Raw genomic sequence first — 18238 nt, 5'->3', positions numbered from 1 at the left:
ATTTACTTTTAATTGTTTATAAAATAATTCTCATCTTATCTATTTTACACTATTTTAACTTATACCACCACGTAACTACTCCTCTTTATCATCGAAATGTGGTCTTAGATTTTCTACCTGAATAATGTGTAATTTGAAGATATCCGCGAATAAATATCCATACCCTAATAGAAAAAGCACCCAGATTATTGCACCAATACCAACAACCGATGTTACAACTGTTCTTCCTGCATTATTTACATTTAAAAGAAATGCTAATTGAGCTGTTCCACCTGCAATTAGTGATCCAACAACTATTTTGGAAATAACATATACTATTTGAAGATTCTTGGCCCTTTTTGATATAGTGTTTCTCCGTTCTAAATACTCGGATGAATTAGAAATAAAAATCGGTAAATTGAAAGTACCTTGGCTATAATCCTCAATTTCAGCACCCTTTGATGTAGAATGCCAACCGAATCCATACAAAATCTGGTAATTGAACTCATTAAGTAATAACAAAACAAAGATTGAAATTGTTACTGTATAAAACATTCCCATGAAATTACCTTTAAAAACCAATTTCGAGTAAATATTGAAATGTATCAAGGCAATTACAATTGCAATTACTTGTAAAACAATCCATCCAAAGAACGCTGTACCTGAAGAACCAAAAGGGCTTGATTCTTCATCCTTTATATTGACGGAAGAAGGTGCTTTTTTATTATTATTTTTTTTCAGCACTTGTGTAATATTAGAATGAGTTGAGTTTTGCTTTCTTATAAACATTTCATTAAAATTATTGTCCCCACGCAATAAATCATTGATTAGTTCTGCAAAACTTTCTACCTTTTTATCATCTGCACCATTACACTTTATATATTTCTTAGAGCCATTCCTCAAATATAAAACTAAATTGGGAACCTCTATATTACCCTGTAACGAATATTCACATTCACAATGTTTAATATCGTTTAGTTGTAATTTTTCTTTTACTGTAAACAAATTAGCTCTAAATGAAATGCTTTGATCATCAATCAAAACAATCGGTCTTTCAGTTAAACAACCGATTGTGATGTTAAGACTGAAAAGAGCCAAAATTAGTATGACAACTCCAAAAATCACAAAAAACATCGAGTCATTCATAAAAAATAATATTAACAAAGAAAACACAAGACCACATAATGTTGTAAAAAAGTACGTTAAAAATGAGTCTCTTTCTCTTGCCAAAGCATAACTATGTCCCATAATAAATCCCCTACAAATACAATTTGTTTAAAGTATAACAAAAAAGAAGCTTCGGTTTTTACTTAAAACCAAAACTTCTTTTTTTGTAGTATATGAACTTATTTAACCGTTGAACGCATCTTTAATTTTATTAAAGAAATTACTGTCCTTTTCTTTAACTTTGTCTCCGCCTGCTGCCGCAAACTTCTTCAAAGCTTCTCTCTGCTCCCCAGACATCTTACGAGGTGTAACAATGTTAACTGTCACTTTTTGGTCACCAATATTCTTACTATTAAGAACAGGTGCACCTTTTCCACGTAATCTAAACGAAGTACCTGTTTGGGTACCACTAGGAACAGTTAACTTAACAGGACCATGAACAGTATTAACTTGAATTTCATCACCTAATGCAGCTTGGGGGAAACTAATATTCACTGATGAATAAATAGTTGATCCATCACGTTGAAATTCTTTACTTGCTGCAACATGGAATACAATATATAAATCGCCATAAGGTCCACCGTTTTCTCCAGCTTCACCTTGTCCATCTAAACGCATTTGTTGACCATCTTCAACTCCTGCAGGAACAGTAACTTTAAGGGTATGTTTTTCATTAACTTTACCCTTACCATGACAAATATTGCATTTTTCTTTGATTTCTTTACCTGTACCACCACAGACATCACAAACAACTCTTGTACGCATACGGCCAAGTGGTGTTTGACGATCTACTTCCACGTAACCTGAACCGTGACATTTAGAACATGTTTCAGGATGTGTACCAGGTTTAGCACCACTTCCATCACAAGTCTTACAAATCTCTTCACGATCATAAGATATTTCAGTCTTTTTACCAAAGACACCTTCTTCAAAAGTCAGATCCATACGATATTGTAAATCTGATCCTTGTCTTGGTGCATTAGGACTTTGTCTAGCTGTGCCGCCACCAAAGAATTGACTAAATATATCTTCAAATCCACCAAATTGATCTCCGCCAGCGCCACCGCCAAAACCACCGAAACCTTGGCCTTGATTCATACCGGCTGATCCATATTGATCATACGCTGCACGTTTTTGTGGATCTTTTAGAGTCTCATAGGCATCATTGATTTGCTTGAATTTCTCTTCAGCATCAGGAGCCTTATTAATATCTGGATGATACTTTTTCGAAAGCTTACGGAAAGCTTTTTTGATTTCATCTTCAGAAGCGTTTTTATCAACGCCTAAAGTTTCATATGGATCTTTATCTGCCATTTAAAAATCACCCTTGTGTCGACTAGGACTATTCGTCCGATTTTATCTTTTATGCTCAAAAGAGCAGTTGTTAATACTATACCATTATTGGTCTAGTAATTAAAATGACTGCTCTTTATCACGAAACATTATTATTTTTTGTCTTTATCTGGGTCTACTTCTTCGAAGTCACCATCAACTGTACCATCGTCAGACTTCTTACCATCTTTAGAATCAGTACCTGTTGCACCAGTAGCACCGTCAGCGCCACCAGCTTGTTGAGCACCTTGAGCTTGTTGATAAAGTTTTACAGAAAGATCTTGAACGATCTTATTCAAATCGTCACGCTTCTTCTTCATGTCTTCAATATCACCTGACTCTTGAGCTTTCTTCAAAGCATCACGAGCATCTTCGGCCTTCTTGATTTCATCGTCAGAAACCTTACCCTTAATATCCTTAAGAGTCTTGTCAGTAGCAAACAATGCTTGTTCTACATCGTTCTTAACGTCTACTTCTTCCTTACGTTTATTATCTTCGTCTTCGTGTTCCTTAGCTTCCTTCATCATTTGATCGATTTCTTCATCGCTCAAACCTGATGAACTCTTGATAGTAATCTTTTGTTCCTTATTAGTACCAAGGTCTTTAGCAGAAACATTTACAATACCGTTCTTATCGATATCAAATTTAACTTCAATCTGAGGTACACCACGTGGTGCAGCTGGAATATCTGTTAGTTGGAAACGGCCTAATGTCTTATTATCGGCAGCCATTGGACGTTCACCTTGTAGAACATGGATATCAACAGCACTTTGGTTATCAGCAGCAGTTGAGAATGTTTGTGACTTGCTTGTTGGAATAGTAGTATTTCTATCAATTAACTTAGTAAATACTCCACCCATTGTTTCAATACCTAATGAAAGTGGTGTGACATCAAGTAGAACAACATCTTTAACATCACCAGAGATAACACCACCTTGAATAGCAGCACCTAAAGCAACGGCTTCATCAGGGTTGATTGAATGATCAGGTGTCTTACCTGTCCATTTTTCAACAGCAGCTTGAACAGCTGGTGTACGTGTTGAACCACCATTAAGGATAACCTTATCAAGGTCATTGATTGATAATCCAGCATCCTTCAAAGCGTTGTCAACAGGAATTTTTGTCTTTTCAACTAAATCAGCAGTTAATTCATCAAACTTAGCACGTGTTAATGTTTCTTCCAAGTGAAGTGGGCCATTAGCACCTGATGAAATAAATGGAAGACTGATAGATGTTTGAGCAACACCTGATAAGTCCTTCTTAGCCTTTTCAGCAGCATCCTTTAATCTTTGTAGAGCCATCTTATCTTGTGACAAGTCAACGCCGTTCTTGTTCTTGAATTGTTCAACTAACCAGTCGATGATCTTTTGATCAAAGTCGTCACCACCAAGGTGTGTATCACCATTTGTTGAAAGTACTTCGAAGACACCATCACCTAATTCAAGGATAGAAACATCAAATGTACCACCACCAAGGTCATAAACAAGAATCTTTTCATCACCCTTGTCATTATCAAGACCATAAGCAAGTGCTGAAGCTGTTGGTTCGTTAACGATACGTTGAACGTTTAATCCAGCAATCTTACCAGCATCTTTTGTAGCCTGTCTTTGTGAATCATTGAAATATGCAGGAACTGTGATAACTGCATCAGTAACAGGTTCACCAAGATAATCTTCTGAGAACTTCTTAATGTGTTGCAAAATCATTGCTGAAATTTCTTGTGGTGTGTATGACTTGCCAGCAACAGTAACTTTGTAACCTGCTTCACCCATATGTCTCTTAATTGATGAAACTGTATCAGGATTAGTAATTGCTTGTCTCTTAGCAACCTCACCAACTTGAATTTCACCATCTTTAAAAGCTACAACTGAAGGAGTAGTTCTTGCACCTTCTGGATTAGCAATAATCTTAGGTGATCCACCTTCAAGTACAGCAACAGCTGAGTTGGTTGTACCTAAATCAATACCAATAACTTTTGACATAAATATAAACCTCTTTTGATTTTTAATATTATTTATTAACTAATTTATAAAAACTATTGAGCCACAACGACCATTGCTGGACGTAGAACACGATCTTCTAACTTGTAACCCTTTTGAAGAACTTGAACAACAGTATCTTTAGCATGATCCTTATCAGCTGGTACAGTTTGAACTGCTTGACTATCAGTCGGATCAAACTTTTCACCAGCATTATCAATGATTGTCACATGATTATCAGTCAAAGCTTTAACCATATGTTGTTGTACCATTTCGATACCCTTCTTTAGTTGCTTGCCAGCATCATCACTGACTTCAACTGCCAAAGCACGTTCCAAGTTATCAATAACTGGAAGGATTTCTGTAGCCAATTTTTGACCATCATATTTAAGAATTCCAGCAACTTCTTTCTTATGACGATTATTCATATTTTGAATTTCAGCTTGGCTTCTCAAAAATTTATCTTCTAGCTCTGAATTTTTAGCCTCAAGATCCTTAATTTTTACATCCTTAGGATCAATCTTGGTTACTTTTTCAGCATCCTTCTTGATGTCTTTAGCGTCTTTTTGAGCTTCTGACTTAGGTGCTGTTTTTGTTTGTTCACTAGAAGACTTAACATCTTCTTGTTTCTTTTTATCTGCCATTACTTCCTCCTAAATATCAAGAATCATCATACCGTGAATAATAGTCAATAAGCCGTTTCGCCAGCTCTTGTCTAAATTCACCTAATAAACCGATCAATTGTGAATAATGCATTGTCGTAGGACCAAGTAACGCAATTACTCCTTTACCATGATGACCAACATCATAGTTAGCAGTAATAATACTGTAGTTCTTCAATGCATCAGATCCTAACTCACTACCTAAACGGACTCTAATTCCATCATCGGTATCATTGGGATCAAGCAACTTTTTTAAATCTGTACTTTGATTAATAATTGAGAATAAAGATTGAACATCTGACAAATCTTCATTATTTGCATAATTTAATAAATTTAACTGACCATCAACGAAATACTTCTCAGATCCGGCCTTTTTAAATAATTGATCTATCATATCAATCAATCCGTCGTTTGAATACATATACTCAGACAGAATTGCTGGTATATCATTGTGTAGCATTTTCAATACTCGCGGCAATGGTTGTCCGACTAACTTATCATTAACAACTCTTACAATCTTTTCAATTAAATCTGTATCAAAATTTTCATCAATTGTATAAATGTTACTCTCAACACTGTTGTCACTTGTGACAATAATTGCCATAATCTGACGCGGGTTCAAAGGTACGATTCTAAATCCTGTTAACAGGATTGAACTACTATCAGGTCCCAATGTAATTGCTGTATAGCTAGTTAGATGAGATAAAATCTTTGCCGATTGTTCAATAATGTCATCAATTTGATGATATGTTTGACCAAAATCCTCGTCGATTCTCTTTGCGATATCTTGCGGTACGGTGGTTGGTTGTACCAAATTATCTAAATAATAACGATATCCCATTGCTGAAGGAATGCGTCCAGACGACAAATGAGTCTTCTCTAAGTAACCTATTTCCTCCAACACAGCCATCTCATTTCTGATAGTTGCTGAGCTGACATGGAACGGCAATGCATTCATCAATGTTTTTGAACCAACCGGCTGGCCGGTATCTGTGAAAATGCGCACGACTTCTCTCAAGATTGCATCTTGACGTTCCGATAACATTCTACCGTCCTCCTTTTAGCACTATTCATATTGGAGTGCTAACAATGTAAAATATAACAATCTATCCTTATAGTGTCAAGAGGTGTGACTCATAAAATTTAAAAATTACACAAAGAAAAAAGCAGGTCTGTTAAACCCGCCAATATTAATGTTTATTAAAATAATTTAGTGCATCTTTTTTATCTTTGTGAAGCTGCTTTATTAAGCCATCAGCACCATCAAATTTAACTTCACCACGAAGATAATGTAACCATTCTACACGTACTTCTTTACCATAAATATCCTTATCAAAATCAAAAATATTGCACTCAATCGTTACTCCGGTATCCTCTTTGAAAGTAACGTTGTATCCTACTGATGTCATAGATTGATACCACTTACCATCAATTTCTATACGAGTAACATACACGCCAATGGACGGCTTTAATTGCTCATTACTAGTAACTACATTAGCCGTCGGAAAACCTAGCGTACGACCACGTTGTAAGCCGTGTACGACAGTTCCTTGGTTTTGATACGTATAACCTAGTAATTTATTGGCATAATCAACTTGATCACCTAAAACCAACTTTTTGATAGTACTAGAACCAATTTTCTCACCATTAATTGTTTGCTCTGGAACTGTAATAACCTCGAACCTTCCCTTAGCAAATGCCGGTAAAGTATTCATGTTAGCAATATCTTTTTTCCCGTAGGTATAATCAAATCCGGCAACAATATATTGAGTTTTCATTCTAACCATATAATCATCAACAAAGTCTTGAGGCGATAAACTAGCAAAATCAGTTGTAAATTCTACAAAATATAAATAATCCACGCCTAATTTTTCAACCAACTCTGCTTTTCGGCTCATCGTTGAAATATATTTATAATTTTCTTCATGTTGATATATTTCACGTGGTGACCGATCAAAGGTAAGCAGCACAGATTTCAACCCTTTTTCACGTGCCAAATCAACTCCACGTTGAATTACTTTTTGATGTCCACGATGAACTCCATCAAAAAATCCCATAATCAAAACAATGTCTGTTCCAGGTATTTGATCATCTTTCAACGGATGTTTAACATTCACTATTTCCATCAGTTCATCCCCTTAATCATTATTGAGCAACATAGTTTCTGGGATCCACAATTGACGCTCTTCATTATATTTATAAATTGCTTTTGTCACTTGATTACGAGTTACGCGCATCATTTCACTTTTATCATATCCTGCCAAATCCAAAAAGCCACCATGCAACACACGTACTTCCCATTCCTCATCGGTTAATTCATGTGATTGCATATCAGATAGCACTTCGTCCATACTTCTCAAGAATTCATAATTGTTCTCTGAAATCATTTTTTCGATATCTGAAAGCTTATATGTTTCTTTAATTTCAAAACCAGCACTCTTAGTTCTGGTTAATTCAGACATAAATGACGGAACGCCTAACAAATCCCCAAATTCAACTGCCAATGTTCTAACATAAGTTCCCTTAGAACACTTCACGTGAAATCTTAATTTCTGTTTGCCAGATTCCAAATCAAATTTTGGTTTACCAATCATATAAAAATCGTAGATATGAATTTGTCGTTCTGGACGCTCTACCTCAATACCAGCACGAGCATATTCATATAATTTTTTACCATTAACTCTAACGGCTGAGTACATCGGTGGTATTTGTGTTATATCACCAATCATTTTTTTGAAATTATTTTGAAGAATCTCATCCGTGAATGCTTCATTCAACTTAACCTCTTTGACAGTATCACCTTCACGATCCTCCGTTGTAGTCGATCTACCAAGCGTAATTTCACCCTCATATTCTTTGGGTGAACCTGTCAGTCGATTTACTAATTTAGTTGCTTGCCCAACACAAATAGGCAAAACACCGTCCACTAGCGGATCAAGTGTGCCTGTATGTCCAACTTTTTTCGTATGCAAAACTTTCCTTAATTTATATACATAATCGGAACTTGTCATTCCAATTTCTTTATTTAGGGGAATTACTCCGTTCATTGTTATCTCCCGATTCACTAATATTATTAACTTAAGATATACCAATGACCATTTTACTAGTAATTTCAAACAATAACATTCATTTTTTACAAGATAGCTATAAAAAAAGACCCAACAATTAAATTGTTGAGTCTTAAATCCTATCTATTAGCTTCATCTTGATGCAATTTAGCAATCAAGCGATCGATCTTCTCACCATACTGAATAGATTGATCTTGTTTAAATTCCAACTCTGGGATTTTATATAATGTTAACCTTGGAGCTAATTCTTTACGAATCAACCCTTTAGCCTTATCCAATCCTTCTTGAGTATTTTCAATATCTGAATCCTTCTCAGATAAAATACTGTAGTAAATTGTTGCAGATTGTAAGTCACCTGTCATTTCTACACCAGTGACTGTTACTCCTTGCACACGAGGATCACGAACACGCTTTAATAGAATATCATTTACTTCTTTTTGAATCTCTTGTTCTACACGACCGATTCGATGTTTTACCATATTATCATCTCCTATTTGACTGGAACTTCTTCCATCACATAGGCTTCAATTTCGTCGCCAATTTTAATGTCATTATAGTTTTCGATTGTAATACCACATTCGAATCCTGACTTAACTTCTTTGACGTCGTCCTTGAAACGTTTAAGTGAGGCAAGTTTACCTTCATAGACAACAATACCATCTCTAATTAAACGAACACCACTTTCACGAGTGATGCTACCAGAATTTACGATACATCCAGCAATTGTACCAATCTTAGAAACATTGTATGTCTCACGGACAGTTAAGTTACCAGTAATCTTTTCTTCATAAACTGGTTCTAGCATACCTTTCATAGCAGCTTCAATCTCATCAATAGCCTTATAGATAACTCTATGTAGACGAATATCTACATTTTCTTCTTTAGCTTGAACTCGAGCTTGAGCAGTTGGGCGAACATTGAACCCAATAATAATGGCATTACTTGCGGCAGCCAAGTTAACATCACTTTCAGTGATGGCACCAACAGCCTTATGGATAATGTTTACACGAACCCCTTCAACTTCGATCTTCTTCAAACTTCCGGCAATAGCCTCGGCAGAACCTTGAACATCGGCCTTAATAATAACGTCGACAGTCTTAAGTTCCCCTTCTTTCATTGTCTCAAATAAGTTATCTAATGTAACGGGGTTAGTCTTTTGACGTTCAATTTGAAGTGCACGACTTGCACGTTCTTCACCTGCAGCACGAGCTGTCTTCTCATCGTCAAAGACAACGAACTTATCAGCCGATTCAGGAACATCATTCAAACCTGTAACCTCAATTGGTTGAGAAGGAGTAGCTTTCTTAACTTCTTTACCGTTATAGTTTGTCATTGTTCTTACACGACCGTATGTATTACCAACAACAATTGGATCTCCAACATGAAGTGTACCTTGTTGTACCAATAGTGATGCAACTGGTCCACGACCCTTATCTAGCTTAGCTTCGATAACAGTACCAACAGCTTTTTGATCAGGATTTGCTTTCAATTCCATCACATCAGCTTGTAGAAGAACCATTTCTAGTAATTGATCAATGTTAGTTCCGACTTTAGCAGAAATATTAACAAAGATAGTATCCCCACCGTAATCTTCAGGAACTAATTCATATTCCATTAATTGTTCAATTACATGTTGTGGATTTGCACCTGGTTTATCAATCTTATTGACTGCAACAATAATTGGATCATTGGCAGCCTTAGCATGATTAATAGCTTCGATTGTCTGTGGCATAACACCGTCATCTGCTGCAACAACAAGGATAACGATATCAGTTATATCGGCACCACGTGCACGCATATTTGTAAATGCAGCATGTCCTGGAGTATCAAGGAATGTGATTAAACGATTGTTTAATCTTACTTGGTAAGCACCAATATGTTGAGTAATACCACCGGCTTCACCAGCCGTAACGTGTGTATGTCTCAAGTGATCCAACAATGTTGTCTTACCATGATCAACGTGACCCATGATAGTTACAACTGGTGGACGTGGAACTAAGTTCTCTGTATTTGTTGTTTCAGCATCGAAGTATTGATCGATATCAGCAATATCTTCTTGAACCTTCTCCTCAGCGTTAATACCATAATCAGTTGCTAATAACTCAATAGCATCTTTATCCAAGGATTGATTTTGATTAATCATTATACCAAGCATGAATAGCTTCTTAACAATTTCAGCTGGTTCACGATGGATTAACTTACCAATGTCTTGAGCATTCATACCAACTGTATATGTAAGTGTTTCTGGCAATGGACGATCTTTTCTTTGTGGCATTGGTTTCTTTGGTTCAGTTCTTTGACGTTGTTGTCTCTTACGTTCCTTCTTCTTCTTACGAGTACCAAATGGGTTAGCCAAGTTTTGCTTATGACCAAAGTCACGATTATTATTTGTTGGCTTACTCTTCTTGTATTCAGGTTTTGGAACTTCAACACTTGCTGGTGAAACATTTGCCTTTGTAGTTTCTCTGCCCTTATTTTCTGAAGCAACAGGTCTTCTAGTATTGTTATTACTATTATTTCTGTTATTGCTATTATTGTTATTGAAGCGATTGTTATTAGGACGGTTGTTGTTTGTATTGCTATTGCGGTTATGGTTATTATTGCGATTATCATTTGAACGACTGGCATTGTTGCCATTACGGTTATTATGGTTGTTAGTTCTAGGACGGTTTGTTGAACGACTTGCTTCTTGAATATTTGTCTTAAATTGTTCTAGATACTTGTTACCAGCACTTTGTCTAGGTCTTGGTGCTTGTTGTGTTTGTGGACGATCACGTCTAACACTGCCATTGTTACGACGATCACGATTTTGAGAATTATTACGATTGTTCGAATTATTGCGATTATCGTTTGGACGATTATTCCCATTATTATTTACATTACGGTTTCCGTTATTATTACTTCTATTATTTGAATTAGAAGAATTATTGCGGTTACCATTATGGTTATTATTATTATTTCCACGATAATTACTGTTGCCGTTACCATTATTATTACGATTGTGGTCGAAGTGTCCCTTATTCTTATTAGGATCTCTTCTTACAGCAGTAATTTTAATTTTTGTTTTGTGATCTCCATTTTGTTGATGGTTTTCACTTGTTTTTTCGTTATGAGGCTTGCTTGATGCGTTGTTTGAAGTTGACTTAGCAGCAGGCTTCTGTGACTGTGCAGATTTAGCAGCTGGTTTTCCACCCTTAAGACTACCTACAATCCTCTTCTCACTTGATTCATCAACTGATGACATATGATTCTTTACATCGATACCTAATTTGGCAGCAGCATCTAATACAACCTGATTTTCAACACTATTTTCTTTTGCAATAGTATAAATTCGTTTTTTGGCCATCCTATCACTCTCCTTAATTTTCCATAATTTCAATTAACCTTCTAGCAATTCCAAGATCCGTAATACCGATAACTTTTCGCTCTTTACCGATTGCATCTTTTAGTTCTTGACTGGTGAAATTATCAATCAACGTTACATCATATGAATTTGTTTTATTAGTCAAATCCTTTTTAGTTCGATCACTACAATCACTTGCCATTATTACTAATTTAACACTCTGATTCCGAATTCCTTGTATGGTTAACTCTGTACCACTAATAATTTTTCCGGCACGTATAGCTATACCTAAAAAATTTAAAAATGACTTTTTCAATGTTTCTTACCCAAATCACCGAATAGGTCCATTCTAGCTTTTTGATGATCAACAAATTCAAATAATTCATCATAAAAATCATCTGGAACAGCATGTGAAAAAACCTTTTCCAAGGTTTTCTTGGACTTTGCTTCTTTAACGGCTTCAGGATCTAGCCCTACATAAGCACCACGTCCAGATTTTTTACCAGTTGGGTCAATAGAAATATTTCCTTCTTTATCTCTTACAATTCTAACTAATTCTCTTTTAGGAAACATTTCATTAGTTAGAACATCTTTTCTCATGGGTATCTTACGCGTTGCCAAACCCATCACCCCCTTAATCTTGTGAATCAGAACTTGAATCAGAATCTAACTTTTCATCGATATCTACATCTTGATCGTTATCGTCAACAAATTCAACTTGTGATTCAGGTTTGATATCAATCTTATATCCTGTTAACTTAGCAGCCAAACGTGCATTTTGACCTTTTTTACCGATTGCTAATGATAAATGATAGTCAGGTACAATTACGATACATTGCTTCTTATCAGTATCATCAAATTGAACTGCAATTACTTCTGCGGGATTCAATGCATTAGCAATGAAATCAGTAGGATCATCAACATAAGGGACAACATCGATGTTCTCACCATTTAATTCATCAACAACTGCTTGCACACGTGCACCCTTAGGTCCAACACAAGTTCCTACTGGATCGATATCAGGGTTATCTGATTTAACCGCAATCTTTGTTCTATCACCAGCTTCACGCGCAATTGAAACAATTTCAACGGTTCCATCGTATATTTCTGGAACTTCTTGTTCAAATAGTCTCTTAACTAAACCTGGATCTGTTCTAGAAACAAACACTTGAGGACCTTTTGTAGCATTTTCGACTTTTGTAACATAAACTCTAATTCTATCTCGTGAATTATAAGTTTCACCCGGCATTTGATCAGACTTAGCCATAACTGCCTCAATCTTACCAAAGTTGATGTATACAAATCTACTGTCGCTACGTTCAACAATACCTTGAATAATCTCATGTTCATATTGACTATACTCATTATAAATGATATCACGTTCAGCTTCACGAACACGTTGCATAATAACTTGTTTAGCTGTTTGAGCGGCAATTCTACCAAAATCTTTTGGTGTTACTTCTTCGCGTACGTGATCTCCAAGTTCGTATCCCTTGCTTTTCTTTAAAGCATCTTCAAGCGAAATCTCTAATCGTTCGTCAACTACTTCATCAACTACTTCTTTGACTGCATAAACATGTATATTACCCTTTTTTGCATCAAATTCAACCTCAACGTTCTGAGCTTGATTATAATTACGTTTATAAGCAGCTACTAGTGCAGCCTCTAAAGATTCAATTACATATTCTTTTTTGATACCTTTTTCAGTTTCAAGCGCATCAAGTGCGTCGACCATTTCTTTACTCATGATATTCTCCTTAAATGAGTTCTTAGATTTTATCTAGAATTCAATTGCGAGTCGAATCTTTGCAATTTTATCACGTTGGATAACAATTGTTTTTTTAAGATTCTTCACTTTGATTATTAAAGTTATTTGTGTATCAGTTACCTCAGTCATTGTACCTTCAAAAATTTTATCGCCATCTTGTTTTTGGTATAGCGAAACATTAACGTATGAACCTTCATAGTTAGAAAGGCTGTCATCATTTTCCAAGGGACGCTCCGCACCAGGTGAAGAAACCTCCAGGTAGTAAGCAGGTTCAATAGGATCTAGCTCATCAAGCTTTTCACCATACTCTTCACTGATAACGGCACAATCGTCAATACTGATTCCACCTTTCTTATCAGCATATACTCTTAAGTACCAATCTCCACGTTCATGAACAAATTCTAAATTCACAAGAAAGAAATCATGTTTATCTAAAATAGGCTGTAAGATGGCTTTTAATTCATCAATTTGTGTATTCAAAAATACTCCTCCAAAGTAATCGGCAATAAAAAGAGTGAGCATTTCTGCTCACTCATTAATCAATAATTAACTAATAGGTAATTTAACATAGTTTCACAATTAAATCAACCTCTAACGCTTGACGCTAAAAGAGAGAGAGTTGATTTTCATCAGGCATACCATCTAAAACATGATTTTCAGTCATATATTCTATGATAGTTTTTGAAACTTTTCCACGTGTAGATAGATCTTCTTTAGATAGAAATGGTTGTTCCTCACGTGCAGCAACAATTTGCTTAGCAACATTATCACCTAGACCAGGAATAGCATTGAACGGTGCCAACAATGTCTTATCATCAATTATTTGGAATTCAAAGGCATCAGACTTTTCAAGATCAACCATATTTATCTTGAATCCTCTTTCTAGACACTCATTGGCAAGCTCCAATACTGTCAATAGATTCTTCTCTTTTGTTGATGCATCCATACCTTTATCATTAATCTCCTTCATAGCACTCTTAACAGCATCTTTTCCAGTTGTCATCGCTACAAGATTAAAATCATCGGCACGAACAGAGAAATAAGCACTGTAATAATACAGTGGATAATGAACCTTGAAATAAGCAATACGCAAAGCCATCAAAATATATGCAGTAGCATGGGCTTTAGGGAACATGTATTTGATTTTCAGACACGATTTAATATACCAATCAGGGACATCAGCATCTTTCATATCTTGTTGCCATTCATCTGGAATTCCACGTCCCTTACGAACATGCTCCATGATTTGAAAAGCAGTTTGTGATTTCATCCCCCAATGAATCAAATCCATCATGATATTATCACGACAACCAATAACTTCCTTAAGTGTAACCACACCTTGATCAATCAATTCTTCAGCATTACCCAACCAAACATCAGTACCATGTGATAATCCTGAAATCTGTAATAATTCAGCAAACGTTGTTGGATGCGTCTTTTCCAACATACCACGAACAAATCTAGTACCAAATTCTGGAACACCTAAGGTACCTGTTTTGGAGAATATCTGCTCAGGTGTTACTCCTAACGAATCAGTTCCTCTGAACAATTCCATAACATCTGGATCATCCACCGGAATAGTCTTTGGATCTATTCCAGATAAATCCTGTAAGGTACGAATCATTGTAGGATCATCATGTCCAAGAATATCTAATTTCAAAATATTATCATGTATAGAATGAAAATCGAAGTGAGTTGTCTTCCAAGCTGCATTTTGATCATCAGCTGGATACTGGATCGGTGTAAAATCAAAAATATCCATATAATCAGGAACAACGATAATACCAGCTGGATGCTGTCCAGTTGTACGTTTAACACCCGTTGAGCCCATTGCTAAACGTTCCTCTTCAGCGTTGCGCAATTGCTGACCGGTTAATTCTTCATAATTTTTTACATAACCAAAAGCAGTTCTGTCGGCAATAGTACCAATAGTACCGGCTCGGAATACATGATCTTCCCCAAACAAAACTTTTGTATAATTATGAGCTACTGGTTGGTAGTCACCAGAGAAGTTTAAATCAATATCAGGAACTTTATCACCTTTGAAACCTAAGAAAGTTTCAAACGGAATATCTTGTCCATCCTTTTTCAACTCTGTCCCACATTTAGGACATTTTTTATCAGGTAAATCAAATCCTGATCCTACTTCACCCTTTGTAAAGAACTCTGAGTACTTACATTTAGGACATCTATAATGAGGAGGAAGTGGATTAACTTCAGTAATACCAGTCATTGTCGCAACAAAACTGGAACCAACAGAACCACGAGAACCAACCAAGTATCCATCTTTATTTGACTTATACACTAAACGTTGTGAAATCAAATAGATAACTGAGAAACCATTTCCAATAATACTCTTCAACTCTTTATCCATTCGCTCTTGAACAATTTCAGGCAGGTTTTCGCCATATAGTTCATGTGCCTTGTTCATCGTCAAACTGCGAATTTCTTCCTCAGCACCATCCATTTTTGGAGTATATAGCTTGTCTTTAACAGGTGAAATTTCATCAATTTTATCCATTATTAACTTAGGATTATCTACAATAATCTCTTGTTCGGTCTTATCATCCAAAAAATCGAATTCATCAAACATTTCATCGGTTGTTCTAAATTGAACATCAGGTAAAGTTTGACGAGCAAGAATATTACTCTTTACCGCTTTAATAACAATTTCTCGATAAACCTTGTCGTGAGGATCAAGATAGTGAACATCACCTGTTGTCACAACTGGTTTATTAATTTCTTTACCAAGTTTAATGATATTTTTCAAAATTTCTTCAAGTCCATTTTCATCCTTGATCAATTTTGCATCTAATAAATGTTGATAAACCGGCTTAGGCATAACTTCAAGATAATCATAGTATTGTGCAATTTCGCGAGTATCTTCATACCCTTTCTGCATCATGGTATTAAATACTTCTCCATCTTTACAAGCAGAACCAACCAAAATACCTTCACGGTATTTATTCAATAGACGTCTTGGCACGCGCGCTGTTCGATAATAATATTCCGTCATCGAATATGAAACAATTTTAAACATATTTTTTAAGCCTGCTTGTGTCTGTGCTAATAAAATAGCATGACTAGGACGAGCTTGCTTATATGCTTCTTCACCACCAACATGGTCATTCAATTGCGAGACATTAGTGATTTGGAATTTATCTTCCATTTCTTCGAATAACTTGTACATCAGATACCCTGTTGTTTCAGCATCGGCATTAGCACGATGATGGTGCTCTAAAACAATATTGTATCGCTTTGCCAAAGAATCTAGCTTATGATTGCGATATTCTGAGTGAAGGGTACGTGACATTTCTAGCGTGTCAATTACTGGAACAGATACGCGATTATGTCCCATTCTCGTTAATGCAGAATTTATAAAACCAATATCAAAAGTAACATTATGTCCAGCAAGAATATCATCACCAACAAAATCAATAAACTTCTGAATTATAGTTGCTTCATCAGGCGCATTCTTAACCATATCGTCCGTAATACTAGTTAAACTAGTTGTAAATTCAGATAACGGATGACCTGGGTTAATAAACTCATCAAAGGAATCGATGACTTCGCCATTTTTCATTTTAGTTGCTGCTAACTCAATGATACTGTCATAAACAGCGGATAGCCCTGTTGTTTCCACATCAAAAATAACATACTCTGCCGGATTTAACTCTTCATCACGCAGATTATAAGCAATAGGATTACCTTCATCCACTAAGTCAACTTCAACGCCGTAAGCAATTTTAACACCATATTTTTGACCTGCGCTATATGCTTCGGGGAATGCCTGCAATGCACGATGATCAGTTATCGCAATTGCAGGTTGTCCCCATTCGCTTGCTCGTTTGATTAAGTCAGTTGCACTAGGTATTGCATCCATTTGACTCATATTAGTATGGGCATGCAATTCAATTCGCTTATTGTCTTCAGGTGCCTCATCTTGACGTTCCGCGTGCTTGATAACATTAATATCGTTGGCCATGATGACTAGCTCTCGAGAAAAGTTATCTTCTTGAATATTACCACGGACTCTAATCCAAGATCCTTTATTCAAGCTTTCAAAAAATGCCTCGTCATCTTCACCATTAGAGAATTTCTTAATACTAAATGATGATGTATAATCTGTTACTTTCAAAATCAAAAGTGATCTACCAGACTTTAACTTTCTAACATCAATATCAAAGATATTACCTTCAACGACTTTATTCCTATCTTCTTCATTGATGTTAATCATTTGTATTATCTCAGAATCATCAGGTATCTTACGTCCAACTTTAGATACATTTGATGAAGGTTTCTTGGCCTTTTTTTGTGCAACCTCTTGAACTTTATCCTGAAAATGTTTTGTCTCTTCCTGCTTAGCAGCTTCCAGAGCCTGAGCCTTTTCCTGACCCTTTGCTTCGTCCACATCCAATCTGATCTTAAACGGAGGAAATCCTAAAGACGAATAGGCATCTTGAATACTACCGATCAGTTTTCCATCCATAAAATCAGCTATGAATCCGTTGGAAACCGTCAAAAACACTTGATCATTCTCCAACTTGGGGGGATTTTGACTCATTAATTGAGAAACCACTGGAGATCTTTCTTCACAGTTTTCAAGAACATAATTCCAATAATCACGAATATTTTTTTCATCTAAGTGAGCATTATCAGAATGTACATCAAAGTCAATTGTAGCAATCCCATCAAACGTATCATTCAAAGAACTTTTAAATACTTTGAATTCATTGAACGGAATAACATCTTCAAAATCAAAATGAAAAGTCCAACGACGTGTTTTTTTATGAACTTCCAGTTTATTCAATTTTGCTGTATCAAATAGTTGATCTGATTCAGCTAGATTATCTAATTTGATTTGTTTAATTAATATTTTAAAAAGTTGATTATTATCAGACATATCTTACCTTTCAAGAAATAAAAAAGGCTTAAGCCTC

The 18238-nt window shown here is 35.7% G+C and carries 14 protein-coding genes; all 14 read right to left on the bottom strand.

Going from position 1 to position 18238, the window contains the following annotated elements:
• Positions 1-75 precede the first annotated feature (75 nt).
• The 14 genes from EKM79_RS00405 to EKM79_RS00340 all read right to left on the bottom strand — a co-directional run bounded on the left by EKM79_RS00405 (position 76) and on the right by EKM79_RS00340 (position 18201).
• Positions 76-1227 (bottom strand): hypothetical protein, encoded by a 1152-nt coding sequence (locus tag EKM79_RS00405; protein ID WP_125565153.1) that lies wholly within the window; start codon positions 1225-1227, stop codon positions 76-78.
• Positions 1228-1329: 102 nt separating this feature from the next.
• Positions 1330-2460 carry a molecular chaperone DnaJ gene (dnaJ, locus tag EKM79_RS00400; protein ID WP_125565152.1) on the bottom strand — a complete coding sequence of 377 codons (1131 nt, stop codon included), beginning with the start codon at positions 2458-2460 and terminating at the stop codon, positions 1330-1332.
• A 131-nt stretch (positions 2461-2591) separates the two neighbouring features.
• Positions 2592-4460 (bottom strand): molecular chaperone DnaK, encoded by a 1869-nt coding sequence (gene dnaK, locus EKM79_RS00395; RefSeq protein ID WP_164505957.1) that lies wholly within the window; start codon positions 4458-4460, stop codon positions 2592-2594.
• 53 nt (positions 4461-4513) lie between these two features.
• Complete coding sequence (gene grpE / locus EKM79_RS00390) at positions 4514-5101, bottom strand: nucleotide exchange factor GrpE (protein WP_125565150.1); 588 nt, start codon at positions 5099-5101, stop codon at positions 4514-4516.
• A 16-nt stretch (positions 5102-5117) separates the two neighbouring features.
• Entirely contained in the window at positions 5118-6164 is a 1047-nt protein-coding gene (gene hrcA, locus EKM79_RS00385; RefSeq protein ID WP_125565149.1) for a heat-inducible transcriptional repressor HrcA, read from the bottom strand.
• A gap of 145 nt (positions 6165-6309) precedes the next feature.
• Positions 6310-7245, bottom strand: a complete 936-nt coding sequence (gene ribF, locus EKM79_RS00380) for a riboflavin biosynthesis protein RibF (protein ID WP_125565148.1) — start codon at positions 7243-7245, stop codon at positions 6310-6312.
• A gap of 12 nt (positions 7246-7257) precedes the next feature.
• Positions 7258-8166, bottom strand: a complete 909-nt coding sequence (gene truB, locus EKM79_RS00375) for a tRNA pseudouridine(55) synthase TruB (protein WP_125565147.1) — start codon at positions 8164-8166, stop codon at positions 7258-7260.
• A gap of 140 nt (positions 8167-8306) precedes the next feature.
• Positions 8307-8666, bottom strand: coding sequence for a 30S ribosome-binding factor RbfA (gene rbfA / locus EKM79_RS00370; RefSeq protein WP_125565146.1), 360 nt, complete (start codon positions 8664-8666; stop codon positions 8307-8309).
• A gap of 11 nt (positions 8667-8677) precedes the next feature.
• A complete protein-coding gene (gene infB, locus EKM79_RS00365) occupies positions 8678-11533 on the bottom strand; it encodes a translation initiation factor IF-2 (RefSeq protein WP_125565145.1) in 2856 nt (951 codons plus the stop codon).
• 13 nt (positions 11534-11546) lie between these two features.
• Positions 11547-11846 carry a L7Ae/L30e/S12e/Gadd45 family ribosomal protein gene (locus EKM79_RS00360; RefSeq protein WP_125565144.1) on the bottom strand — a complete coding sequence of 100 codons (300 nt, stop codon included), beginning with the start codon at positions 11844-11846 and terminating at the stop codon, positions 11547-11549.
• The gene (gene rnpM / locus EKM79_RS00355; RefSeq protein WP_125565143.1) at positions 11843-12151 is read right to left on the bottom strand and encodes an RNase P modulator RnpM; all 309 of its coding nucleotides are present in this window, start codon (positions 12149-12151) and stop codon (positions 11843-11845) included. The genes EKM79_RS00360 and rnpM overlap by 4 nt, the downstream gene beginning before the upstream one ends.
• A gap of 13 nt (positions 12152-12164) precedes the next feature.
• Complete coding sequence (gene nusA, locus EKM79_RS00350) at positions 12165-13277, bottom strand: transcription termination factor NusA (protein ID WP_125565142.1); 1113 nt, start codon at positions 13275-13277, stop codon at positions 12165-12167.
• A gap of 33 nt (positions 13278-13310) precedes the next feature.
• The gene (gene rimP / locus EKM79_RS00345) at positions 13311-13778 is read right to left on the bottom strand and encodes a ribosome maturation factor RimP (RefSeq protein WP_125565141.1); all 468 of its coding nucleotides are present in this window, start codon (positions 13776-13778) and stop codon (positions 13311-13313) included.
• 124 nt (positions 13779-13902) lie between these two features.
• Positions 13903-18201 carry a PolC-type DNA polymerase III gene (locus EKM79_RS00340; RefSeq protein WP_125565140.1) on the bottom strand — a complete coding sequence of 1433 codons (4299 nt, stop codon included), beginning with the start codon at positions 18199-18201 and terminating at the stop codon, positions 13903-13905.
• Positions 18202-18238 lie beyond the last annotated feature (37 nt).

The sequence above is a fragment of the Companilactobacillus insicii genome (genome assembly GCF_003946015.1).
GTDB classification, from domain to species: Bacteria; Bacillota; Bacilli; order Lactobacillales; family Lactobacillaceae; genus Companilactobacillus; species Companilactobacillus insicii.
The sequence above is the reverse complement of the archived record's forward strand: the minus strand, read 5'-3'. Positions and strand labels throughout refer to the sequence as shown.

Coding starts and splice junctions, on each gene's coding strand:
- EKM79_RS00405 (WP_125565153.1), bottom strand. CDS start 1,227: ATGGGACATAGTTATGCTTTGGCAAGAGAAAGAGACTCATTTTTAACG.
- dnaJ (WP_125565152.1), bottom strand. CDS start 2,460: ATGGCAGATAAAGATCCATATGAAACTTTAGGCGTTGATAAAAACGCT.
- dnaK (WP_164505957.1), bottom strand. CDS start 4,460: ATGTCAAAAGTTATTGGTATTGATTTAGGTACAACCAACTCAGCTGTT.
- grpE (WP_125565150.1), bottom strand. CDS start 5,101: ATGGCAGATAAAAAGAAACAAGAAGATGTTAAGTCTTCTAGTGAACAA.
- hrcA (WP_125565149.1), bottom strand. CDS start 6,164: ATGTTATCGGAACGTCAAGATGCAATCTTGAGAGAAGTCGTGCGCATT.
- ribF (WP_125565148.1), bottom strand. CDS start 7,245: ATGGAAATAGTGAATGTTAAACATCCGTTGAAAGATGATCAAATACCT.
- truB (WP_125565147.1), bottom strand. CDS start 8,166: ATGAACGGAGTAATTCCCCTAAATAAAGAAATTGGAATGACAAGTTCC.
- rbfA (WP_125565146.1), bottom strand. CDS start 8,666: ATGGTAAAACATCGAATCGGTCGTGTAGAACAAGAGATTCAAAAAGAA.
- infB (WP_125565145.1), bottom strand. CDS start 11,533: ATGGCCAAAAAACGAATTTATACTATTGCAAAAGAAAATAGTGTTGAA.
- nusA (WP_125565142.1), bottom strand. CDS start 13,277: ATGAGTAAAGAAATGGTCGACGCACTTGATGCGCTTGAAACTGAAAAA.
- EKM79_RS00340 (WP_125565140.1), bottom strand. CDS start 18,201: ATGTCTGATAATAATCAACTTTTTAAAATATTAATTAAACAAATCAAA.